Origin of the sequence: Gemmatimonas phototrophica (assembly GCF_000695095.2) — a bacterium.
Classification (GTDB): Bacteria; Gemmatimonadota; Gemmatimonadetes; order Gemmatimonadales; family Gemmatimonadaceae; genus Gemmatimonas; species Gemmatimonas phototrophica.
Genome location: NZ_CP011454.1, coordinates 2,450,315 through 2,472,276 on the forward strand (window position 1 = coordinate 2,450,315; position 21,962 = coordinate 2,472,276).

General features: G+C 63.1%; 23 protein-coding genes and 1 pseudogene. 5 read left to right on the top strand and 19 right to left on the bottom strand.

The window, feature by feature from the left end; genetic code table 11:
• Positions 1-32: 32 nt before the first annotated feature.
• The 18 genes and pseudogenes from GEMMAAP_RS10415 to GEMMAAP_RS10505 form a co-directional block, all read right to left on the bottom strand.
• A complete protein-coding gene (locus GEMMAAP_RS10415) occupies positions 33-578 on the bottom strand; it encodes a hypothetical protein (protein ID WP_145979090.1) in 546 nt (181 codons plus the stop codon).
• The gene (locus tag GEMMAAP_RS10420) at positions 575-1,066 is read right to left on the bottom strand and encodes an RrF2 family transcriptional regulator (RefSeq protein WP_075071485.1); all 492 of its coding nucleotides are present in this window, start codon (positions 1,064-1,066) and stop codon (positions 575-577) included. Before GEMMAAP_RS10420 ends, GEMMAAP_RS10415 begins: the two co-directional genes overlap by 4 nt.
• A 199-nt stretch (positions 1,067-1,265) precedes the next feature.
• Positions 1,266-2,714 (bottom strand): aspartate ammonia-lyase, encoded by a 1,449-nt coding sequence (locus GEMMAAP_RS10425; RefSeq protein WP_238588116.1) that lies wholly within the window; start codon positions 2,712-2,714, stop codon positions 1,266-1,268.
• Between the two features lie 66 nt (positions 2,715-2,780).
• Positions 2,781-3,575 (bottom strand): hypothetical protein, encoded by a 795-nt coding sequence (locus GEMMAAP_RS10430; protein ID WP_145979091.1) that lies wholly within the window; start codon positions 3,573-3,575, stop codon positions 2,781-2,783.
• A gap of 56 nt (positions 3,576-3,631) precedes the next feature.
• The gene (locus GEMMAAP_RS10435) at positions 3,632-4,282 is read right to left on the bottom strand and encodes an MBL fold metallo-hydrolase (RefSeq protein ID WP_238588117.1); all 651 of its coding nucleotides are present in this window, start codon (positions 4,280-4,282) and stop codon (positions 3,632-3,634) included.
• A 2-nt stretch (positions 4,283-4,284) separates the two neighbouring features.
• Positions 4,285-5,304: a thioredoxin-disulfide reductase gene (gene trxB, locus GEMMAAP_RS10440; RefSeq protein WP_026849811.1), complete on the bottom strand. Its 1,020-nt coding sequence runs from the start codon at positions 5,302-5,304 to the stop codon at positions 4,285-4,287.
• Between the two features lie 61 nt (positions 5,305-5,365).
• Positions 5,366-6,133, bottom strand: a complete 768-nt coding sequence (locus GEMMAAP_RS10445; protein WP_158514810.1) for a hypothetical protein — start codon at positions 6,131-6,133, stop codon at positions 5,366-5,368.
• Positions 6,108-6,836, bottom strand: a complete 729-nt coding sequence (locus tag GEMMAAP_RS10450) for an SDR family oxidoreductase (protein WP_026849809.1) — start codon at positions 6,834-6,836, stop codon at positions 6,108-6,110. Before GEMMAAP_RS10450 ends, GEMMAAP_RS10445 begins: the two co-directional genes overlap by 26 nt.
• A 3-nt stretch (positions 6,837-6,839) precedes the next feature.
• Positions 6,840-7,208 carry a PHP domain-containing protein gene (locus tag GEMMAAP_RS10455; protein ID WP_075071486.1) on the bottom strand — a complete coding sequence of 123 codons (369 nt, stop codon included), beginning with the start codon at positions 7,206-7,208 and terminating at the stop codon, positions 6,840-6,842.
• A 290-nt stretch (positions 7,209-7,498) separates the two neighbouring features.
• Positions 7,499-7,696 (bottom strand): annotated as a pseudogene (locus GEMMAAP_RS21230) (PHP domain-containing protein); the annotation flags it as partial.
• A complete protein-coding gene (locus GEMMAAP_RS10465; RefSeq protein ID WP_026849808.1) occupies positions 7,693-7,959 on the bottom strand; it encodes a hypothetical protein in 267 nt (88 codons plus the stop codon). The gene GEMMAAP_RS10465 and the pseudogene GEMMAAP_RS21230, both read right to left, overlap by 4 nt.
• A gap of 1 nt (position 7,960) precedes the next feature.
• Complete coding sequence (locus GEMMAAP_RS10470) at positions 7,961-8,206, bottom strand: hypothetical protein (RefSeq protein WP_026849807.1); 246 nt, start codon at positions 8,204-8,206, stop codon at positions 7,961-7,963.
• A gap of 13 nt (positions 8,207-8,219) precedes the next feature.
• Positions 8,220-9,563, bottom strand: a complete 1,344-nt coding sequence (locus GEMMAAP_RS10475) for a dihydrolipoamide acetyltransferase family protein (RefSeq protein WP_202969112.1) — start codon at positions 9,561-9,563, stop codon at positions 8,220-8,222.
• 309 nt (positions 9,564-9,872) lie between these two features.
• A complete protein-coding gene (locus GEMMAAP_RS10485) occupies positions 9,873-10,166 on the bottom strand; it encodes a hypothetical protein (protein ID WP_026849805.1) in 294 nt (97 codons plus the stop codon).
• Positions 10,167-10,189: 23 nt separating this feature from the next.
• Positions 10,190-10,720, bottom strand: a complete 531-nt coding sequence (locus GEMMAAP_RS10490; protein WP_145979093.1) for a hypothetical protein — start codon at positions 10,718-10,720, stop codon at positions 10,190-10,192.
• A complete protein-coding gene (locus GEMMAAP_RS10495; RefSeq protein WP_026849803.1) occupies positions 10,717-12,048 on the bottom strand; it encodes an inositol-3-phosphate synthase in 1,332 nt (443 codons plus the stop codon). The genes GEMMAAP_RS10490 and GEMMAAP_RS10495 overlap by 4 nt, the downstream gene beginning before the upstream one ends.
• Before the next feature lie 5 nt (positions 12,049-12,053).
• Positions 12,054-12,695, bottom strand: a complete 642-nt coding sequence (locus GEMMAAP_RS10500; RefSeq protein WP_053334178.1) for a CDP-alcohol phosphatidyltransferase family protein — start codon at positions 12,693-12,695, stop codon at positions 12,054-12,056.
• Positions 12,696-12,808: 113 nt separating this feature from the next.
• A complete protein-coding gene (locus tag GEMMAAP_RS10505) occupies positions 12,809-14,149 on the bottom strand; it encodes an exo-beta-N-acetylmuramidase NamZ family protein (RefSeq protein ID WP_053334177.1) in 1,341 nt (446 codons plus the stop codon).
• A gap of 67 nt (positions 14,150-14,216) precedes the next feature.
• Here GEMMAAP_RS10505 and GEMMAAP_RS10510 point away from each other — a divergent pair, with 67 nt between their 5' ends.
• The 5 genes from GEMMAAP_RS10510 to GEMMAAP_RS10530 all read left to right on the top strand — a co-directional run bounded on the left by GEMMAAP_RS10510 (position 14,217) and on the right by GEMMAAP_RS10530 (position 20,563).
• Positions 14,217-15,473 carry a serine hydrolase domain-containing protein gene (locus tag GEMMAAP_RS10510; protein WP_158514812.1) on the top strand — a complete coding sequence of 419 codons (1,257 nt, stop codon included), beginning with the start codon at positions 14,217-14,219 and terminating at the stop codon, positions 15,471-15,473.
• A gap of 198 nt (positions 15,474-15,671) precedes the next feature.
• A complete protein-coding gene (locus GEMMAAP_RS10515) occupies positions 15,672-16,028 on the top strand; it encodes a HesB/IscA family protein (protein ID WP_238588119.1) in 357 nt (118 codons plus the stop codon).
• 57 nt (positions 16,029-16,085) lie between these two features.
• Positions 16,086-18,050, top strand: coding sequence for a glucosamine-6-phosphate deaminase (gene nagB, locus GEMMAAP_RS10520; protein WP_026849800.1), 1,965 nt, complete (start codon positions 16,086-16,088; stop codon positions 18,048-18,050).
• A gap of 30 nt (positions 18,051-18,080) precedes the next feature.
• On the top strand, positions 18,081-19,616 hold the full coding sequence (locus GEMMAAP_RS10525; RefSeq protein WP_026849799.1) for a sodium:solute symporter: 1,536 nt from the start codon (positions 18,081-18,083) through the stop codon (positions 19,614-19,616).
• Entirely contained in the window at positions 19,613-20,563 is a 951-nt protein-coding gene (locus GEMMAAP_RS10530) for an N-acetylglucosamine kinase (protein WP_026849798.1), read from the top strand. The genes GEMMAAP_RS10525 and GEMMAAP_RS10530 overlap by 4 nt, the downstream gene beginning before the upstream one ends.
• A gap of 86 nt (positions 20,564-20,649) precedes the next feature.
• Here GEMMAAP_RS10530 and GEMMAAP_RS10535 read toward each other — a convergent pair whose 3' ends face one another.
• Entirely contained in the window at positions 20,650-21,954 is a 1,305-nt protein-coding gene (locus GEMMAAP_RS10535) for a sterol desaturase family protein (RefSeq protein WP_026849797.1), read from the bottom strand.
• Positions 21,955-21,962 lie beyond the last annotated feature (8 nt).

The window sequence follows — 21,962 nt, forward strand, 5'->3', positions numbered from 1 at the left end:
CGGCGCTGTTGCCCGTTTTGTGTTGTGGCCAGTCAGGACCTGAGAGCGCTGGGTCGAACGTCTTCCGGGAGTGAAGCCGCCCCAAAGGCCGTCCGGAGCTGCTCATTGAGCGCGGCCCGGGTTTCCTGCACAAAATCGGTGCCCACCGCCAGTACCTCCGCCGTGGGAGCAGGCATACCCGCCCCTTCGAGCAGTACCTTGGCAAGGCGAGCCGCCGGGGTCGTCTGACTGCCCCTTACCGCGAGCGCTGCGGTGTAGCTCCGCCAGCGCTCCGCCCACAGGCGACCCGTTTCAGCATGCCGGCGGGACTCGGCGGCGACCACCGGCGCCAAGTGGTGCGCCACGTCGGCCGCTGTTTGGTCATCAAGGGCATCACGCTCGGCTACAATGAGTCCAATGGCGCGACGGGCAAAGCCGAGTTCACGCGCCGCAACGTCGGCCGAGCCGCACACTGCGGTCAGCCACGCCAGCGTGGGCGCTTCGGCTTCCCGCACGAGGTGATTGAGATACACCTCAACACGCTGCTTGCGCGCCCTCGACGCCTGCCAGTCTGCCCACAGCCCCATAATACCGGTCAAGGCTGGAGGATGGGTAAGCCGCCCGGAATCTCGGGCGCGGCATACGCAGGGAGCCCCACGCGATCCCGGACCACCGATTCGTCATCAAGCAGATCGCTGAGCTTCACGCCCTCGAGCACTTCATCGATACGCTTCTGCAGGAGCATCCATACCGGTCGGATACTGCAATTCTCCGCTTCGGCGCACCGCCCCGCGTCTACGGGATGCGTGACACAGTGCAGGTCAAAGGTCGTCAGTTCCGATGCCTGAATCACGTCGCGCACCGTGATCTCTTCCGGCGCTCTGGCAAGGGAGTACCCACCGCGCGCTCCCCGCGTGCTGTTGACGATGCCCGCGCGACGCATGCGCAGCAGAATCTGCTCGACATAGTCACCAGGGAGCCGCTCGCGTGCCGCAACATCGCGGCCAGTCACCGGCCCCGTGCCTACCCGTCGAGCAAGGTGCAGGGCGCAAATCAGCCCGTATTCGGCCCATGTTGTAATCCGCATACCCGAGAGTCTAGGTCGGAATCGTGGCCGAGACAAGCCATTCAGGCCCCAGCTCCCCGTTTCCCATGCCGGCGTCGTCTAGACCGACACAGTGCCCCGCTCGCCGGGGGCCCCTCCCCGCTGTGCGGCATTGTGCCGGCCTTCCCGGGAAGCCTGTAGAGGCCGCAGGCAATCCGGTAGCGACACACTTCAGGACGTCCTAGCCTCCAGTCACCGCGCCATGGTGTCCCTCAGGAACACCAATCTCCGTAAGGCGACGCAGATCGAGCACCCGGTCCACCTGATCCAACGGCAGGATGGCCTCGCGCTTGACCAAGTCCCGAATGAGCACGCCCTCGCGAACGCTCCGTTTGGAGAGTTCCGCTGCGGCGGCGTACCCGATTTGTGGCATGAGCGCGGTGGCCAATGCCGCCGAGCGTTCCACCCAATACGCACACATGGCCGGATTGGCCTGAATGCCGGTGATGCACTTCTGGGTGAGCACGTCCATGGCGTTGGTGAGTAACTGCATGGAAAGCAGGACGTTATGCGCAATGACCGGCATCATGACATTGAGCTCCAGTTGTCCGTGTTCAGCGGCCATGGTCACGGTGGTATCGCAGCCGATCACCTGAAAGCAGACCTGATTGACCATTTCCGGAATGGATGGATTGATCTTGCCCGGCATGATGCTGGAGCCCGGCTGCACGGCCGGCAGCGATATTTCGTCGAGGCCGGTGCGCGGGCCGGACACCATCAAGCGCAGATCACTCGCGACCTTCGAGAGATCAATGGCGAGTCCGCGCAAGGCGCCGCTGAAAGCCGCGGCATCTCCCATGCTTTGCATGAGCTGGATACGATCTTCACCCACACGCAGTGTGGGAATACCACTGATCTCCCGCAGATGCTGGACCATGAGTGCGGGATACTGCGGTTCCACCGTGACGCCGGTGCCAACGGCCGACCCACCGATCCCGAGATCATTGAGATAATCGGCGGCCTCGGCCACCCGACGGCGGCAACGCTCCAGTGTCCCGGCATAGGCGGTGAACTCCTGGCCGAGGCGGATGGGCATGGCGTCCTGCAGATGCGTGCGGCCCGCCTTGACGATTCCGTCGAAGGCGCGTCCGCGATCCTGCAGTGCCTCACTCAGCTCTTGTACCGCCCGCAATAGCGCTGGCAGCTGGCGCAGGACCGCCAGGCGGATGTTGGTAGGGATCGTATCGTTCGTGCTTTGCGCCATATTCACATGATCATTGGGATGCACCGGGGCATATTGGCCCCGGGCTGCGCCCAACAATTCATTGGCTCGATTCGCGAGCACCTCGTTCACGTTCATGTTGTGAGAGGTGCCGGCACCGGCCTGATACGGATCGACGACAAACTGATCCCGGTGATGCCCGGCGAGCACTTCGTCGGCTGCGGTGATAATGGCCGTGGCGCGTTGGGCATCAAGGCGACCCGTTGCGCGATGCGTACGCGCCGCTGCCTGCTTGATCCAGACCTGCGCGACAACAAACGGCTCCAGCGGTCGCAACCCGCTGATGGGAAAGTTGTGCAGCGCGCGGACTGTTTGGATGCCATACAGCGCGTCCGCCGGTACCTCGAGCGTCCCCAGCGGATCGCTCTCGAGGCGGGTTTCCAAGACAGGTGACGACGGCATACTCATGTGGACTCTCCCAAATGCCAACGGGCGCGACCCGAAGGTCACGCCCGTTGTTGCATGGTCAGGTGATCACGGAAACACGAAGGTGGTATCGATGGATGACGTGAGATGCAAATTGGCCGCGTTTGTTCCGACCAGATTGGTGCGCCACCTCACGAGCGTCAATGACCGCTTCGGTGGGCCACTCGCCAGGAACTGTGTGAGGAGCCCGCCAGGAATCACCACGGAGCCATCGTCCCGTAGCGCGCAATACACCTGTTCGTTCGCAACGGGGGACGTGGCGGGATTCGCGTACCTGAGCTGCAGGATGATCGCGGCCGTTGGATCGTTGGTGCCATTCCACGTGACGGAGAGATTCGCGCCAGCCGCCGGGATGGTCAGCGGTCCGAGCGCGAGGGGCTCGGCCAGCTTGATGGACCCCGTGATGGCGGGGAAACTGGTGCCCTCACCCGGTATACTGACCTGCGCTACGTCACCTGCGGTGTATAGCAGAGGGGCGTTGTCGGGCGTCGCATAGCGGGCGTCCGTCGCGGAGTAGGGCAACTGCCGGGTTGCACCGGCCACCGTGATCCCAATCGACGTACCGGCCGCACGATCACCCCGCGCGCTCTGCACCGTGGTATCCACCGGGGCGAAAATGCATTGATCACTCTGCTGCGTGATGCTGTTTGGCACCTGCAGACCGATAGACTCGAAGAAGACCACGGTCGTCGCAGCGCTGGCCTGCGTGGCCGAAGTGCCCTTCGCGAGAAAGTTGACCGCACCGTACTTCTGAAGGTTCTGCTCAGTTTCCGTAATGCTTGAGCAGCCTGTCAGCGCGCACGCTGCCAAAGCAAGGGCCGGTAGGGTTCGTTGCGTAGTCATCTTGTCTGTGCGCGAGAGGTAACGGCTGAACGGATGCCGCGTATGGGACCGGGACGTCAGGCCCCGATTGGCCGTGCGGCGCCACGCAGAAAGGGATTGGACGCCAACTCACGCCCGATCGTAGTCATAACACCGTGCCCTGGTAATACCCGAGTCCCCTCTGGAAGGGTGGCCAGGCGCATGAGGGACTGGTGCATGGCTGGCGGGTCGCAGAGTGGCAGATCAGTGCGCCCGATGGACCCTGCAAAGAGGACATCACCTGAAATGCAGAGTTCATGCCCGATAAATGCCACATGACCGGGAGCGTGCCCGGGCACGTGCCATACGGCAAAGGAGTAGGCTCCAAGCGTCAGTGTATTCCCCTCGGCCAGCTGGTGCTGGGCCGGGGGCGGGTTTTCGATCTGAATGCCCCATCGCCCGGCGTTCTCGGCGGCATGCTCGTAAAAGAACTGGTCTGCCGGGTGCATCCAAATGGGTACCGGATTGGCCCGCACGACCCCCGCCAGCCCTCCCACATGATCAAAGTGGCAATGCGTAAGCCAGACACCGGCCAGCCGACACCCAGTCGCGGCGACCGCGGCGAGCAGCGTTTCCGCCTCATCACCGGGATCAACCAGCACCGCCTGCTGCGATTCAGGATCGGAGAGCAGCCAGCAGTTCTCCTCAAGCGGTCCGACGGTCAGTTGCTGCACGCGCAAACCGGACACGTTCAGTCCTGCGCCGTGGCAATGGAGCTTTCACCCGTTTCGAGTACGGGGGCCTCGCCGATGCCGTGATGCGCCAGCCAACGCTCCGCTTCCAGCGCCGCCATGCAGCCGGTGCCCGCCGAGGTGATCGCCTGCCGATAATAGTCATCGATGACGTCGCCTGCGGCAAAGACGCCATCCACGTTCGTGGAGGTCCGCCATGGCGCCACTTTGATGTACCCGAACTCCGACGTGTCCAACTGCCCGCCGAGGAACTTGGTGTTTGGCGTGTGCCCAATGGCCACAAAGAGCCCACCAACTTCCAGCTGACTGACGGCCCCGGTCACGGTGTCTGCGAGGGAGAGGCCGGTGATGAAATCATCACCCAGCACCTCGGTCACCTGCGAGTTCCAAATCACCCGGACCTTGGGATGCTGGAGTACCCGGTTGGCCATGACTTTTGACGCGCGGAAACTGTCGCGGCGATGAATGATGACCACTTCGCTGGCAAACTTGGTGAGATACATCGCTTCTTCCATTGCAGTATCGCCACCGCCCACCACTGCGAGACGCTTGTTACGGAAGAAGGGCATGGCCCCATCACAGACCGCACACGCCGACACGCCGCCGCCCTGCTGCGCCATGCGAATCTCACTCTCGAGACCGATCCACTTGGCCGCCGCTCCCGTCGCTACGATGATCGTGTGTGCGGTGACGGCAGGCGAGTAGTTGGGTGTGATGGTGAACGGGCGTTGCGACAGGTCCACCTGCTTGACGAGTTCGGACACCACCCGCGTTCCGTGATGCACCGCCTGCGCCTTCATCCGTTCCATGAGGTCGGGGCCACTGATGGCCTCGGGGAACCCCGGAAAGTTCTCGATGTCCGTCGTGAGCATGAGCTGGCCACCAGGGAGCTCAGTGCCGACCGGCTCACCCTCGAATACCAGCGGGGAGAGATTGGCACGAGCCGCATAGATGGCCGCCGTCCAGGCCGCCGGGCCGGATCCGATGATGACGACGTTTTCGGAAGTCGAATCAGACATGTTCACGATGGGTGAAAGCAAAATGAAGCAGAGCGTTTCGTTGAAACGAAGACGCCGTGTGTTATGAAAGTTCGAGGACCCCAAGCGCACCATGGCAGTGCGAGACCGTACCAACCAGCACGCGACTCGGTCCGTCACTGCCCCACTGTGCCAACTGCTCATCTGCCCGGGCAATGGCGGCAGCGTCGATCATCCCCACGCCGTAGGTGCGGTGGGTACAATGAAAAATAGCCGTTCCGTGCAGCGTTGGTTCGCGATCCGCCATGCGCCCGATGGCGACCGGCATGCTCCAGTCGCGGGGGCCACGGGTAGCCGGGCACTTGGCGGGCTCGATACAGTTTACCGGACAGGTCCACGTGGCAAAGCTGACGTAGTGCCGGTTGTCCGGTGCCGCACGTTCCCAAGGCGTGGGCGGTACGGATGGGAGGGGCACCACCTCCATGCCACGCCCAGGCCACCGAAGACGCGCACGGGCTATCAACCAATCGAGGCAGAGGTGCGGCATCAGCGGTGACGGTACCATCGCATCGGCCGCAAGTGCCGGTGCCCCTTCAGCGAGCCAGATGGCGAGATACTCGTCCCAGGTGGAGACTACCACCCGGACCGGGGCGCCCGTGTAGTGCTGCTGGTCGAGCTGGGTGGCCACTCGACAGTGCGGATCCCGATCGACCACGACGATGTCCTGGACGGACAACGCCCCACGTTGGGCCGCACGCGTGAGCTGTTGGGTATACCAGCTTCCGTAACAACCTCCGCCAATCACGACGATGCGCCGGAAGGCAAGCGGTAACGCGGTGCCCACGTTAGCGACGGAGATGACGTCCACCATCGACCCGGAGCAAGGTGCCTGTGATGTACGGTGCGTCAACGAGATAGTGCACCGCACCGACCACATCGAGGGGGGTCCCCGTGCGAGCCAATGGCACGTCGCGCAAGAACTTCTCCCGCGCCGCCTCGGTCATGTCTTCGGGGGCGAGCACGAGTCCCGGCGCGATGGCATTGACGCGAATGCGCGGTGCAAGATGTTCGGCCACCGTCCGCACCAACTGATGCACCGCCGCTTTGGTGACCTGATGCGGGATGAGTTGCGGGAACCCGGTTTCATCGGCCAGGTGGTCGGCCATCTGGATGATGCAGCCGCCGTCGTTCAGCGCACGCGCTGCTGCCTGCATCAGAAAGAACGGAGCGCGGAGATTGATGGCTTCGGTGCGAGCCCACTCATCGGGCGTAACAGACTCGAAGTCCCGGAACTCCATGACGGACGCGGAACTGACCACCACATCAAGGGCATCAAAGGCCGCGACGGCCGCTTGCACGATTCGCGCGGGCGCGGAGGAATCCTGCAAGTCTTCCTGCACGACCAGCACCCGCACGCCATGCGCCTGCTCCAGCTCTCTTGCCAGTGTCGCCGCGTCATCGGGCGAGTTTCCGTGATGCAGCACGAGGTGATAGCCGCGTTCCGCAAAACTGCGCGCAATCGCGGCACCGACCCGCCGCGCACTGCCCGTGACGAGTGCCACCCGTCGCAGCATGGGCTACACCACCGCGTCGCGAGCGGCGACTTTTGCATCCTGCCAATCGAGCCAGACCTTGGGCACCAGCTGCCCACCGAGCTTCCGGGGTCCCTCCTGGGTGCCATGCCAGTCCGATCCTCCACTGGGCAGCAACCCGGCTTTCTCCGTGTGCTCCACCAGCCGTTGGACCAGATAGGGCGGATGACTGGGATGCAGCACCTCCACCGCATCCATCCCCATATCGGCGAGGCGGGCAATGCGGGTCGGCGTGGCCGAGTCGCCGGGGTGCGCCCAGACGGCCAGACCGCCAGCCTTATGGACCAGGGCAATCGCATCAGCAACGTCGAACTTGTCCTTGGCCATATAGGCCGGACGCCCCAGCCGATCCACTTGTCAAACGCTTCGCGAAACTCGCGCACCCATCCGCCCGCCAGCATGGCACGTGCGATGTGCGGACGGCCAACCGCGCCGTCGCCCGCTTCCTGCATCACCGCCTGCATGGTGATGGGAATGCTATGGGCATTGAGCGTGGCCACAATGCGCTCGGCGCGCGCGACCCGTTGCAGTCGAAGGTCGGCCAGCGCGTCCCGCATGGCCTCGCGATTGCTGAGATGCAAGCCAAGCAGGTGCAGCTCATCGTCGTCGAAATGCGTACTGAGCTCGACGCCGGGAACGATGCGCACGCCAAGGCGCTGACCCGCCTCGGCGGCTTCATCGAGTCCGTCCACGGTATCGTGATCGGTGATGGCGATGGCAAACAGTTGTGCATCGGCCGCGGCTTGCACCACGGCGGCCGGTGCGAGCGCTCCATCAGAAGCCGTGGAATGCACCTGCAAATCCACGAACGCCGGCGCCGGCGCCGTGGTCTCTTCGATCACGACCGGTAGCCTGCCTCTGGGGAGCGCGCGCCCGGCTGCGACGCGCGGAAGAGGTCGTGCAACTGCGCGTCATCAAGCTGCGCCAGCGATTGCTCCCGCGAGCGGGTTCCCATGGGGGAATAGCGCGTGACCCGCACCTCGCGGGCATCACCCTTGCCTGACACAAAAATCAATCCGAATTCGTCTCCCACGTATTGTGTGAGGAAACCGGATGGGTACACCTGCCAGTCACGTCCATCAATGCTGATGTGTCGTGTGGGCATCTCAACCTCCCTGAACTTCGTGCCAGCAGCTGGCAGACATGTCCTGCCCGTGCACGGCGGCGAGTTCAGTCTCGCTGCCGGCCTCGGTGAACTCTATGAAGCGACCACGCTCAGATGCGTGTTCGAAAACCCAGAAATGCGCGGGCACTGCCGACGCGCGTTGTTTGCGCTGAGGCAGTGCCGCGAAATAGGCCGCGCGTTCCGCGTCGGGGACCTGACGTTCCACAATGGTCAGCGCGCGGGCCATGCTCCTCGCTCCCTCAGAATCCCGTTTCGGGCATGGATTCAAGCGCCTTCTTGAGGTCGGACATAAAACGATCGGCGTCCGCACCGTCCACGACCTTGTGGTCGAAGGACAGCGAGAAATAGGCGCAGGTACGGATGGCGATGGTGTCCTCACCATCCGGTCCGGTAATGACTTTGGGACGCTTCTCAATGGCACCGAGGCACAGAATGGCCGTGGTGCCAACGGGAATGATGGGCGTACCGGTGATGGAGCCAAACGTTCCCGGGTTGGTGATGGTGAACGTGGCGTCCTGGACCTCGGTGGGATTGAGCTTCTTGCTGCGGGCGCGTGCGGCGAGGTCATTCACCGTCCGCGTCAGTCCGGTCAGGGACAACTCATCGGCGCGCTTGACGACGGGAACGATGAGGCCGTTCGGTTCGAGCGCGACGGCAATACCGAGGTTGATCTGCTTGCGATAAATGACGTCAGTACCGGCGACCGCCGCATTAAGCACCGGATGACGCTTGAGCTGCATGGTGACAGCCTGCAGGATGAACGGCAGGTACGTGAGCTTCTGTCCGGACTGTGCCTCGAAATCCTTGCGCATCGCCGTGCGAATGCGGGCCACGCGCGTGAGATCGATTTCGAAGAACGTGGTCACGTGTGCCGCGACCTTGCGGGCGAGACTCATGTGATCCGACGTCAACCGACGGATCTTGTTCATGGGTTCAACGACATCGCCAGCCCATGGAGTGGGGAGCGGCCCGTGCTGCTCCACCCCGGCGGGGGCGTACATGGACGCGCCGGCGACTGACGCCGCGGCACCGCCAGCGGGCCGGGCGGCGAGAAATGCCTCGAGATCCTTGCGTGTCACGCGTCCCGCAATGCCGCTTCCGGAGAGCGCGGAGATCTCCACCCCGTGCTCGGCGGCAATTTTCCGCACGAGCGGCGATGATTTGGAGCGCAGCCGATCTTCGAGGGAGCCCGGGGACGCGGCGGGAATGGCGGTGGCGGGAACAGCGGCGGCGACAGCGGCCACGACAGCGGCACGGGGCACGGCAGCGCTTACTGACGCTGATGCGTCCGCACTCGGTGACGCTGCCGGCTCTGGCGTCGGCGCGGCGGCAGCCGCGGCGGCGTCCGTCTCCAGGCGCGCCACGACGGTGTTTACCGCCACGGTCAGGCCATCACCGACGAGAATCTCCATCAGCACGCCAGCCGACGGCGACGGGATTTCCGCATCCACCTTGTCGGTGGAGATCTCGAAAATGGGCTCATCACGTTTCACACTGTCGCCCACTTTTTTCAACCAGCGCGACACCGTTCCTTCAGCGATGGATTCGCCCATCTGCGGCATGATCACGTCTACACGAGCCACTCGGTCATCCTCGATTCGTGGAAGCTACATCTTCTGCCTGGTCGCGACGCTTGAGGCGCCACAACGCGAGCACCGGCAATGTCAGTGCGCCAAAGGCGGCACCGTAGCCGGCAAACACCCACCATTCACACGCAGGCAGGCCAGGCGCAGGAGTGCAACGATTGAAAAAGCCCATCAGCTTGCCGATGCCCACTCCGGACATCGCCCCGCTCACAGCGCCGATAAAAAACGTAAAGCATCCAACGCCGATATTCCTCCCCACCCGATCCTCAGTGGGGGGCGTCACGGACTTTCCGGGTCCAGCCATGATCAGTAGCCGGCCGTGATGGAATGACGCGGGTCGGCCGCCCGATGCAAGGCGTTGAAGTATTTCTTCACGTTCTTGTCGATACGACTTTCACCCACTTGATCGGTGTGGACCTCAACGAAAGTGTAGTGCCCACCTTCCATTTTCACGGAGAGCTTCACGGTACCAAGCGTTCCGCCGAAGGTACGAGAACGCGCATCGGCGCCCCCGCGTGTCAGGCCGAGGGCGCCGAAGAAACGATCGGCCTGCTCAAGCACCGCGTCGGGCGAGAGCGAACACCGATGAAAATGCCGCATGACAAATGCTCCGTCGGCGCCCGTCAGGGCACCGGCTTGCGAGTGGAGTCCGGGGTCACTGCCGGGGCCTTGGCCGAATCCGAGACGCGGGTGGACGTGGGCGTCTGGATGTTTCCGGGCTCGTCGGCCGAGAGAATATCCTGCGTCCAGTCCTGCGTTTTCTGCAGGATTTGCACGGAGTCGCGGCGAAACTGAATCGCCATGGCCCACATGCCCGCGGTGACAAACATCAGGTTACTGCGATAGGTCCCGAGTTCACCGGTCTCCTCAAGCCCATTGGAGACCGTCTTCATGTCCTTGTTGGTCCCGAATATCCGCCCTTCCCCGCCCTGAATGGGGAGCCCGGTCTTGGTATCGTGCACCAAGACACGCCAGTACACCGGCTCAAGGGCGCGCGTCGGACGGGTCTCGGGAGAGACCCGGATGGTAAAGTCCTCCGTCCGAAGACGGAGTTCACCGAGCGGCGGTCGTCCAGCATCGCAGCCGGCGAGCAACACGCCGACTGCGACCGCTGCGACCGCGCGACTGAACCGACGCGCGTGGGTGAGCATCACTGGTAGTATTCGAGTCCGAGGTGCGTGATCTGCTCTTCACCCATGAGGTGGCGGAGTGTGTTCTTCAGCTTGGTCTGCTGAATGAAAAGATCATGCTCGGGCTGGAGTCCCGCAGCGACCGTAGGCGCCTTGTAATAGAAGCTTAACCATTCCTGAATGCCCTTCATGCCGGCGCGCTGGGCAAAGTCGGAGAACAGCGCCAAGTCGAGCACGAGCGGCGCGGCCAGAATGGAGTCGCGGCAGAGGAAGTTGACCTTGATCTGCATCGGGTAGCCGAGCCACCCCTTGATGTCGATGTTGTCCCACCCTTCCTTGTTGTCGCCGCGCGGTGGGTAATAGTTGATGCGCACCACGTGCGAGAAATCCTTGTACAGCTCGGGGTACTTGTCGGGCTGCAGGATGGTGTGCAGCACGGACAGCTTGGACTCTTCCTTGGTCTTGAACGACGCCGGATCGTCGAGCACTTCGCCGTCCCGATTGCCCAGGATATTGGTGGAGTACCAGCCTTCGAGGCCCAGCATGCGCGCCTTCATGCCCGGGGCGATCACGGTCTTCATCCACGTCTGCCCGGTCTTGAAGTCCTTGCCCGAGATGACCACACCCTTCTTGTTGGCGAGGTCAATGAGGGCCGGGAAATCGGCGGACAGATTGGGGGCACCATTGCAGTACGCCACGCCTTCCATGATGGCGGCATAGGCGTACAGCATGGACGGCGCGATAGAGTCGTCGTTTTCGTCCATGGCCTTTTCAAAGGCCTCGATGGTCTGGTGCTGCGGGCCGGGCTTGATGTAGGTCTCCGTGGATCCGGTCCACACCATGGCGCCGCGCGTGGCCCCGTTGGCCGCCATGAAGTTGCGCATGTCAGCGCGCAGCTGCTCGGCGAGATCGCGCTTGGTCGCCCCCGTCTTGACGTTGGTGGCGCCAGTGATGCGCGTGACGTAGCGGCTTTCGAACACCGCGGGCATGGGCTTGATGCCCTTCAGGAAATCGGCAACCGGCTCGAGATCGTCCTTGGTCAGCACGCCGGCCTTGGTGGCGGCGGTGTAGGCGTCATCCGGAATGGGGTCCCAGGCCCCGAACACGATGTCATTGAGCGCGGCGAGGGGCACGAACTCCTTGATCATCGGGCTGCGGTTGTCCGTGCGCTTGCCAAGCCGAATGGTGGCCATTTGCGTAAGCGAACCAATGGGCACCGACAGACCGCGGCGCACACGCTCGACGCCGGCGATGAAAGTCGTCGCCACGGCGCCGAGGCCCGGCGTAAAGATGGCCAGCTTGCCCGTGGCCGGGGCGATATTCGCGGGCGTCCCGCGGGTCGAGTCGGACACTGCGTTTATTCTCCAGGAGAAGTAGGTGTCGGTGCAGCAGAGGTGATGCGATGCACGTACGCCATGCGCTGAAAAAAGGTGATCCATGCGGTCACCATAAGCAGCGAGACGATACCGGCGAGTACCCACCCATCGAGCGCGAGGCCGAAAAAGGCCTGCGGGGCCGACAGGAGCGTGATCCGCTCGGGGCGTTGCAGCACTCCCACGCGCGCAGAAAAACCGAGCCCTTCCGCGCGAGCGTTCGTATACGAAGTGAGAAAGGCGGCAATGAGCGCCAACGTGGCCACGATGACCATGGCGTCATTGGCATGTACGGGGTGCGTGGCATAAAACACCACCAACCCGCCCAACAGGAACCCGTCGGCCACCCGATCGAGGGTCGAGTCGTAGAAGGCTCCGAACTGCGAGGTCGTGCCGGTCCGGCGGGCCACCGTCCCATCGAGGACATCGAAGAGCGCCGTCAGGCCGAGGAACCAACCGCCAATGCTGATGTGCCCTGTAGCGAAGATAACGCCCGCGGTACACGTGCAGATGGCACCGACGGTGGTGATGGTGTTCGGACGCACACGCTTCGCGACCAGCCAGTCCGCCACGGGGGCAATGACTTTCAGGTATCCGCTAACGATGGCGTTCCAAAGAGCTTTCATCAGGGCAGGTGTGACTGGACCCGGCTCGGTCGACGCTGGTACGGCCGGATGGAGCCGCCCCCAGCCGTAGCCGGGTTCGGAACCAGCCTGCGAAAGCTAGGCCTCAAGGACAGTCAACGGTAGAGATGGAAGCGTCTTGCGTCCTTCTCGAAGGCAACGACGGCCGGCAGCAGGCGATCGAGCACCGCATCGGGGTCGGCGCCACCCACGAGCGCCTCTCGGACCTTGGCCGACCCCATGCGCAGATCGAACCCCGGGAGAGTGAGCTTGAGGGAATCGGCATGAACGCGATGAAGCGCCCACAGGATGGCCGCGCCGAGGCGCGCCGGCTGGACGCGCTCCCGATCGATGACTTCGAGCCGCACCCCAGGAATGGAACGGCCAGCGAATTTATTGTCACCCGGCTTATCCGGAGTGAACCGCTCGGCGCGGAACCTCACACCGGTCAGGGACAGATCCTCCAGCAGCCGGGCCACGGAGTCGGCTTTGAGCCACGGCGCCCCGAAGCGCTGAAACGGCTGCTCGGTTCCCCGCCCAACGGACACATTGCTGGCTTCGAACGGCACCAGCGCGGGATACAGCAGCGCCGTGGTGAGGTTGGGCATGTTGGGCGAGGGGCGGACCCATGGCAGGTCGGTCTCGTCGAACCACATCTGCCGACGCCAGTTGCGCATGGGGATGACCGTGAGCCTGGTCCCCATCTTCAGGTTGGCCTGAAAGAGGCGGGCAAGTTCGCCCATGGTGAGCCCATGCCGCAGTGGCGACGCGTACACGGCAAACCCGTTCATGGTGCCCGTTGCCGTCGGGTAGCTGGGATTGGCCAGCGCCGAATCCAGTATCGCGCCTTCGGTGGCCGCGCCCGAGAGGGGATTCGGGCGATCCAGGACCAGCACGGGGATCCCCCGACGCTCGCCCGCCTGCATGCTGTACAGCACAACGCCAACGTACGTCCAGGTTCTGGTCCCGATGTCCTGGAGGTCCACCACAATCACATCCACGTCCTGCAACAGACTGTCAGCCGGTGCCATAGTTCGCCGCTGGTACAACGAGTGCACCGTGAGCCCGGTTTTTTCATCCCGTTCATCCGAAAGCCCGGGACGATCGGCCGTGCCAGTGGCCCCGTGCTCCGGTGCAAACAGCTTGACCAGTTTGACTCCTGCGCGCTGGGCGCGCGGATCGCTGAACAAGAGATCGACCGTGCGGCGTCCCTTTTCATCGACACCGGTCTGATTGGTCACCAGCGCGACACGCTTGCCTGCCACCAGCTTGATGCTATCGTCCAACAGGACCGTGATTCCGGGGCGCACCTTGCGATCGAAGTTCCGAGGGCGCATACCGGGGAGCGGCTCCATCCCATCGTCCGGGGTGGGACCGCTGTCCGGTGGGCCGCCGCCAGCGCATCCCATGGCGGCCATGGCCAATCCCAACACGATCCAGGTTCGCACCGTTTTCATCGCGTTCACGCGCGTATCTCCGATAAGTTCAGGGCGCGATCCCGCGCCATCCCGCCACTGCCAACACATGACCGCCCCCAATCCCCATACCCGGTCGGATATTCACGCGGTCCCCACGGGGAAGCTACACCCGCACCTGCGGCTCCGTGCGGTCTCCCGCCTGCTATTGGCGACGGTCTTGCTTGGCGCCTGCACACAGTCCACCGCACGCCCCTTGACCCCGCTGTCCCTGGTTTCGGCGGAGGTGCACCGGACTGTGCTGGACAGCGTCCGCCGGGTTGTGGATCAGGCCGTCCATGAGGGAGCATTTCCCGGCGCGTATGCTGTAATCGGCACGCGCGAGGGCATCCTGGCCGAATACGGGGCTGGCCGGCTCGACAGCGCCGACGCCAGCCGGCCCACGGCCCGGACCATCTGGGATCTGGCGTCACTGACCAAGGTGGTAGGGACGACCAGCGCGCTCCTGCAACTTGTGGGCAGCGGCCGCGTGGTGCTCGACACCCCCGTGGTTCGCTATCTCCCCGAGTGGACCGTCCCGGGCGCTCAACGAGTGACGGTACGTCACCTGCTGTCGCACAGCGCCGGACTGCCCGCCTGGCGAGCGCTGTACAAGGAGACGGACACGCCGTCCGAGGCGTGGCGGCAGGTTCTGGCCACGCCGCTCGACACGGTACCGGGAACGCGCTTTCTCTACAGCGATCTCGGATTCATGCTGCTTGGCCGTCTCGTGGAGAGGGTCTCAGGCACGGCACTGGCAGACTTTGACGTCCAGCGCGTTTTTCTGCCAGCGGGCATGATGGAAACGAGATATCTGCCGCCAACCAGCTGGCGGAGCCGCATTGCCCCCACCGAACAAGACCCCTGGCGCCAGCGCAAAGTGCGCGGGGAGGTGCACGACGAGAATGCGGCCCGGGTTGGCGGTGTCTCTGGTCATGCCGGTCTGTTTTCCACGGCCCACGACCTGGCTCGTTTCGCCCGTCTGTATCTCAACGAGGGAACGCTGGACGGCACGACGGTCTTTGATGCCGCCACCGTCCGTTCGTTCATACAGGTGCAGGACACCGCCATTTCTCGGCGCGCACTGGGGTGGGAAACCCCGACCGGGCGCAACTCGGCTGGGCAACGAATGACGCCCATGGCCTTCGGCCACACCGGGTTTACCGGGACGTCGCTCTGGATGGATCCGGGGCAAAACCTGTTCGTGTTGTTGTTGACCAACCGGGTCAATCCCACCCGGCAGAATACCCGGATTGGCACGGTGCGAACCGCGCTCGCGGATGCGGTGGTCGGGGCACTGCCGCGCGTGTCTCCCGGGACGCCATGACCGGCCCCTGCTTCCCCGGCAGCGAGGCCATGGATCTCTTTGAGATTCCACGGGTTTCTTGCAAGGGGAGTATTCCTGTCGCTATTTTTCCAACAGTACGCACTGACACTGTCAGAGGGACCACTCGCGAGGGCGAGCGGACCGTGACAGGGCAGTCCATCGGGCCGGGGTTGCCGACGGCCGTTTCGGAGGACGAGTATGAGCACGATGCAGCAGCCGGACGTCATGGTGATTCTCACGCCTGTCGCCGCCGGCGAAGTGCGCAAGTTCATGGAAGCCGAAGGCGTCACCGCCGAGCAGGGTGGTTTGCGCGTGTCGGTCATGCCCGGTGGATGCAGCGGCTTCAAGTACGGGCTCGTGATCGAGGACAAGTCGGCGGACGACGATTTGACGATCGAGCTCGAGGGGATCAAAGTGTTCGTCGATCCATTCTCAGCGCAGTACCTCAGCGGCACCACGATCGACTACGTTACGTCGATGCAGGGCTCGGGATTCACGTTCAAGAATCCGAACAGCACGGGTGGCTGCGGCTGCGGCAGCTCGTTCTCGGCCTGATCCACCCGACAGCCTGCACCAAGAGCGGCGCAGGCGTCCACCACACTCCCCGATTTTATGTCACAGGCTTCCGGATCCCCGGCGGCCTCTGACGCTGTTCAGGCCCGCGCGCTCGACATGAGCGCCGGGCCTGTGCGCGTTGGAGGATCGCCCTTTGTGCATGCAGGCGTCACCGGGACTGCGCGCGAGCGCATCCCGACCGTCATTATCGATGAACATGGCGCAATGGCGCGGGTGGTTGCCCAGCGCATTGCGACGCTCATGCGGGAGCGGAGCGCGGCGGGCCAGACGCTGGTCCTTGGCCTCGCGACCGGCAGCACCCCGATTGGGGTGTATCGGGAGCTGATTCGCCTGCACCGCGAAGAGGGGCTGAGCTTCAGGCATGTGGTCTCGTTCAATCTCGACGAGTACTACCCCATGCGAGCGGACAGCATCCATTCCTATCATCGGTTCATGTGGGAGAACCTGTTCTCGCACGTGGACATTGATGCCGCGAATGTGAACATCCCCGATGGCTCGTTGGCCCGGGCCGATGTGGATGCTGCGTGCGCCGCCTACGAAGCGAAGATTGTGGCGGCCGGCGGCATCGACTTTCAATTGTTGGGCATTGGCAAGACCGGCCATATCGGATTCAACGAACCGGGTTCCGGTGAGCACAGTCGCACCCGGCTGGTCCACCTGGATTCGATTACGCGTCGCGATGCCGCCGCGGACTTCTTTGGTGAAGAGAATGTACCGCGCGAAGCCCTTACGATGGGTATCGCCACCATCATGGCGGCGCGTGAAGTGGCCATTCTTGCCACCGGTGAACACAAGTCGGGGATCGTCCGGCGCTCGGTGGAAGGCGAGATTGACCGGGCGGTAGCCGCCACGTTTCTCCAGCGCCATCCCAACACCACGTTTTATGTGGATGACGCGGCCGCGGTGGATCTCACGCGGGTTGCGACTCCATGGCTGTTGGACGAAGTGGTGTGGGATGAGCCACTGGCGGTGCGTGCGGTGACCTGGCTGGCGGCAAAACAGAAAAAGGCCATGCTCAAGCTCACGCAAGCGGATTATGCCGAGAACAATCTCACCAGTCTGGTGGCGCGCCATGGTTCACCAGGGGCCGTGAATGGTTTGGTCTTCAACGTGCTGGGCGCCAAAATCCGTGGAAAGAGCAAACTGCCCCGCGGCCTGAAGACCATCTGTTTCTCACCCCACCCCGATGATGACGTGATCTCGATGGGCGGTATTCTCCGGAAGTTCGTGGAGAATGAGAACGACATGACGGTGGCGTACATGACGAGCGGCAACATCGCCGTCTTCGACCACGACGTGCGTCGGTACATGGACTTTCTGTTGCGACTCGACAGCGAGCGCATTGGTGACGGCACCGCCGTACGGCAGTTGGCCGACACGGTGCACGCCTTCCTGCAGCGCAAGCAGGCGGGTGATGTGGACATTCCTGAAGTGCAGGATATGAAGCGCATCATTCGCGAGTCGGAAGCCGTGAGCGGCATTGAGGTCATGGGACTTGGCAAGGAGCATGCCCGGTTCCTGAACCTGCCCTTCTATCAAACCGGGAAGGTTCGCAAGGATCCCATTGGACCGGCTGACGTGGCCATCGTGGCGGAGCTGCTGCGGGAGCTGCAGCCTGACCTGATCTTTGTGGCTGGTGACCTCTCGGATCCCCATGGTACGCACCGCATGTGCAAAGAAGCGATTGATCGGGCTGTGGCAGAGGTGTACACGGGCGCACACGCCGCCAAGCGTCCGGAGATCTGGCTGTACCGCGGGGCGTGGCAGGAGTGGCCGATAACCGAAGCCACTGTGCTGGTGCCCCTCTCGCAGGAAGAGCTGACGCTGAAGATTCAGGCCATCTTCAAACACCAGTCCCAAAAAGACTCGGCCCCTTTCCCGGGACAGGATGAGCGCGAGTTCTGGCAGCGTGTTGAGCAGCGCAACAAGACGACCGCCAAACAACTCGATCAATTGGGCCTGGCGGAGTACTTCGCCATGGAGGCGTATGTCATTGCCTGAGTCCCGTTGCCGGATGGCGGGAGCGATGACATGACCAACGCGTTCACGGGCCTCGACTGGTCGGTGTTGGTTGTATATCTGGTTGGTACCACGCTCCTTGGCATCTGGCTGGGGCGCGACCAGAAGGATGCCCGGGATTATTTCGTTGCCAGTCGGGGCATTCCGTGGTGGGCCATTCTCTTTTCGGTTGTCGCGACTGAAACGAGCGCCCTGACATTCATCTCAATTCCTGGGCTGGCCTACGTCGGCAACCTGTCGTTCTTGCAGGTCGCCGCCGGCTACGTTGTTGGTCGAATTATCATTGCGTATACCTTGCTCCCCCGATACTACCAGGGGGAGCTGGTCACGGCGTACGCGCTGCTCGAAAAGCGCTTTGGCCTGGGCACGCGACGATTTGCCTCTGTGGTTTTCATGGTGACACGTGCTTTTGGTGATTCGGTTCGTGTATTTGCAACCGCCATTCCCGTTGGTCTGATCATAGGTCCGGTTGTGCCAGCGGAATATGTCGGACCGCTCTCCATTCTCATTCTTGGCGCATTCACCGTGCTTTACACCTATCACGGAGGAATGCGAGCCGTCGTCTGGACTGACGTGGTGCAGACCGGGGTGTACCTGATTGGCGGGTTGGCGGCAATCTGGCTGTTGGGCAACGGCGTTGAGGGGGGGTGGAGCGCAATTCTGCTTGGCGCCAACACGCAGGGAAAGTTGCAACTCATCGACACTTATTCCGGGATTGACCGTCCACACACCCTGTGGGCCGGGCTTATTGGCGGAGCATTTCTCAGCATGGCGTCTCATGGGGCTGACCAACTGATTGTCCAGCGACTCATGGCGTCGGGAAGTTTGCGTGACGCGCGCAAATCACTTATTGGCAGTGGCTTCGTCGTTTTGGGACAGTTTGGAATGTTCTTGTTGATCGGCACTGGCCTATTTGCTTACTATCGTGGCGAGACATTCGCTCGTCCGGATGCGATCTTTCCGCGTTTCATTGTGGAGGTCATGCCTTCGGGACTCACCGGCCTGGTTATCGCCGCCATTCTCGCGGCGGCGATGAGCACGGTAAGTGGCGCTCTCAATTCACTGGCCGCTGCCACATTACATGATTTGTACCTCCCCCTGACCGGCAAGAGGGCAGACGATCCGGGACTGCTCAAGATCAGCAAATCGTTTACCCTCATGTGGGCGGCGGTGCTGATTGGCGGAGCCATGATGTACCGCAACGAAGGGACGCCTGTTGTCACCATTGCGCTCTCCATCGCGTCGTTCACGTATGGCGGGCTGTTGGGTGCGTTCTTCCTGGCCATGATGGTACCCCGTGCCATCCAACGGGACGCTCTCACGGGAATGGTCGTAGGCATTGGTACCATGAGCCTGGTGGTATTCGCCAAGGCACTGAGTGGCTGGTTTCCGGTGCTGGCTCCAACGTTGGCTCCCGTGGCAAAAATTGCGTGGCCGTGGTACGTCTTGATCGGCACTTCGCTTACTTTCCTCACGGGTTTGATCAGTTCGTTCACACACGCGACGCCACCTCCCGCGTTGCCTTCACCGTTGGGGACTCGCACATGAGCGCCGGACCTCTCGACCCGACGCCGTTGGTGGTAGGCGTGGATGGCGGCGGAAGCCGTACCCGGGTGTTACTCGCCGATGCCAGCGGCAAAGTGCTGGCGCGGATAGAAGGGCCCGCGAGTGCGCTTCAACCGGGACAGGAATCGCTCGCCGCCGACGTAATCAAGTCACTCATTGGCGAGGCGCTCACCACCGCTGAGCGGACCGAAACCCGCCCCGCCGTATGCGTGGTGGGCGTTGCCGGCGCTGGACAGGAGCGGGCGGCGCAGGCGCTTTGGTCGGCATTGGCGCAGCGGCGAATCGCGGACGATGTTTCCGTGCAGGCCGATGCCACCATTGCCATGGACGATGCCTTCGGGGATTCAGCCGGTGTGCTGCTTATTGCCGGCACCGGCAGTGTGGCGTACTCCAAGGGGCCCGATGGGCGAACCGAGCGGTGTGGTGGTTGGGGGCCCAACATTGGCGACGAAGGGAGTGCGCATTGGCTGGGGCGCCGGGCACTCAGCGTAATCACGGCAGCACACGATGGTCGTGAGCCGGAAACGGCGTTGACCGGTGCCATCCTGACGGCGCTTGAGCTGGAGTCCCTGGATGACATCATCCCGTGGGCCGCGAAGGCCACGCCGAGTGCCTACGCGCTGCTGGCCCCTGTGGTCGCGCAGGTAGCCGCGACCGGTGACTTGCGTGCCAATGCCCTGATTTCCTTCTGCGTTGAAGAGCTGGCGTTGCATGTGCGCACCTTGGCCCGTCGCTGCTTTACCGATGAGCGAGCGGCCATCCCGGTGGCGTTCGCCGGCGGTTTGCTGGCGCGCGGATCGCTCGTGCGCAAGCGCCTGGAACAACGGCTCAAGAGTGCCGTGCCCGGTGCGACCATTCGCAGCGAGGAGGTTGACGCGGCGCGCGGAGCGGTGCGTCGTGCCCGACGTCTGCTGGGTGTTGAGGTGTGAGCGGCAGCTGACACACCGCCTGACATGAAGCATGCAAAAGGCCACCGTGGACACGGCGATCCACGGTGGCCTTTCTCGTACGCCGATCATGAGTGGGCGTGGTGCCAGTCCATCCGCTCATCGCTGGGCGCGACGAATGCCGATCGCATGGCCCATAGCCAGAACAGGCTGGCCGCACAGACCGTAAGGAGCAGACCACCGGCCAACCAATGCGTGGTGGTCAGCAAGGCGATCCCGGCAATCAAGAGGGCTCCCAGTCGCGCCTGTTCGGCCGTGAGCGCCCATCGCCTGGCTTCGAGAGTGCCTCCGACATTGGTGAGCGCGAGCACGATATAGAATGCCCCGGCACTCAATTGTCCAATCGGCAATGTGCCGGCGTTGGAGAGCAGCCATAGCGCTGGGGGAATGCTGAGGACAAAGTGCGTCAGTGCGTAGCGCGTCAACGCTGAAGGGATCGCCGGATCGAAAAGGGCAAATGTCTCACGGGATACTTCCGGTACCACCACGGCACCTCCCTGCTCCACCGGACGCCACCCTGGCGATCCAAACACGTGGTGCCAGCGATCAGACCATGACCGGGCCTGCCATACGCTGCGCGCGATGGCCACATACTGGTGGACCTGCACCCAGAGCGGATTCCAGCTTCGGAGCGGCGTGGTGAGCCCGTACACCGGCTCCTGTCGCTCCTCGGTAAAGGTGCCGAACCAGCGATCCCACACAATAAACACACCAGCGTAGTTGCGATCCTGATACTCCGGGTTCACGCCATGGTGCACCCGATGGTGTGACGGTGTATTCAGGAGCCGTTCACACCATGACGGCAAACGATCGATGGCGCGGGTATGAATCCAGAACTGGTACACCAGGTTGAGGGCATAGCACGCGGCGAACTGCTCCCACGGCATGCCGAGCACGGCGAGCGGGACATAGAAAATCCATGACAACAGCCCCCCCACGGCACTTTGCCGGAGCGCCACGGCAAGGTTGTACTCCTCGCTGCTGTGGTGCACCACATGCCCTGCCCAAAAGACATTGACTTCGTGTGAGACCCGGTGGAACCAGTAATAGGCAAAGTCCACCAGGACGAACGCCACACACCAGCCCATGATGTTGGCAGGATCAATGCCGCCAGTACTGGCGCGCCACGACCCGGCCGGCCACGCGGCCACGGGCAAGAACCGCTGGACACGAGCGTGTTCGGCAATCCAGGCGTATGCTCCGATAAGCAGCACCTTGGTGAACACGCCCGCGATCTGACTGATGGTGCCGGCCGACAAATCACTGATGCTGTCATTCAGGCGGTACAACGACCGACGGCCGAACCGCGCGTAGAGCAGTTCGACCGTGATCAGCAGAAAGAACAGCGGGATCGAGGCCTGGATGATCCCCATGTATCGCC

Excerpts from the sequence above, each read along its gene's own strand:
- GEMMAAP_RS10485 (WP_026849805.1), bottom strand. The coding sequence starts at position 10,166 with ATGCGGCATTTTCATCGGTGTTCGCTCTCGCCCGACGCGGTGCTTGAG.
- GEMMAAP_RS10450 (WP_026849809.1), bottom strand. The coding sequence starts at position 6,836 with ATGCTGCGACGGGTGGCACTCGTCACGGGCAGTGCGCGGCGGGTCGGT.
- GEMMAAP_RS10420 (WP_075071485.1), bottom strand. The coding sequence starts at position 1,066 with ATGCGGATTACAACATGGGCCGAATACGGGCTGATTTGCGCCCTGCAC.
- nagB (WP_026849800.1), top strand. The coding sequence starts at position 16,086 with ATGTCACAGGCTTCCGGATCCCCGGCGGCCTCTGACGCTGTTCAGGCC.
- GEMMAAP_RS10425 (WP_238588116.1), bottom strand. The coding sequence starts at position 2,714 with ATGAGTATGCCGTCGTCACCTGTCTTGGAAACCCGCCTCGAGAGCGAT.
- GEMMAAP_RS10505 (WP_053334177.1), bottom strand. The coding sequence starts at position 14,149 with ATGAAAACGGTGCGAACCTGGATCGTGTTGGGATTGGCCATGGCCGCC.
- GEMMAAP_RS10445 (WP_158514810.1), bottom strand. The coding sequence starts at position 6,133 with ATGGTGGACGTCATCTCCGTCGCTAACGTGGGCACCGCGTTACCGCTT.
- GEMMAAP_RS10470 (WP_026849807.1), bottom strand. The coding sequence starts at position 8,206 with ATGGCCCGCGCGCTGACCATTGTGGAACGTCAGGTCCCCGACGCGGAA.
- GEMMAAP_RS10515 (WP_238588119.1), top strand. The coding sequence starts at position 15,672 with ATGAGCACGATGCAGCAGCCGGACGTCATGGTGATTCTCACGCCTGTC.
- GEMMAAP_RS10430 (WP_145979091.1), bottom strand. The coding sequence starts at position 3,575 with ATGACTACGCAACGAACCCTACCGGCCCTTGCTTTGGCAGCGTGCGCG.
- GEMMAAP_RS10465 (WP_026849808.1), bottom strand. The coding sequence starts at position 7,959 with ATGCCCACACGACACATCAGCATTGATGGACGTGACTGGCAGGTGTAC.
- trxB (WP_026849811.1), bottom strand. The coding sequence starts at position 5,304 with ATGTCTGATTCGACTTCCGAAAACGTCGTCATCATCGGATCCGGCCCG.
- GEMMAAP_RS10530 (WP_026849798.1), top strand. The coding sequence starts at position 19,613 with ATGAGCGCCGGACCTCTCGACCCGACGCCGTTGGTGGTAGGCGTGGAT.
- GEMMAAP_RS10500 (WP_053334178.1), bottom strand. The coding sequence starts at position 12,695 with ATGAAAGCTCTTTGGAACGCCATCGTTAGCGGATACCTGAAAGTCATT.
- GEMMAAP_RS10510 (WP_158514812.1), top strand. The coding sequence starts at position 14,217 with ATGACCGCCCCCAATCCCCATACCCGGTCGGATATTCACGCGGTCCCC.
- GEMMAAP_RS10535 (WP_026849797.1), bottom strand. The coding sequence starts at position 21,954 with ATGGGGATCATCCAGGCCTCGATCCCGCTGTTCTTTCTGCTGATCACG.
- GEMMAAP_RS10525 (WP_026849799.1), top strand. The coding sequence starts at position 18,081 with ATGACCAACGCGTTCACGGGCCTCGACTGGTCGGTGTTGGTTGTATAT.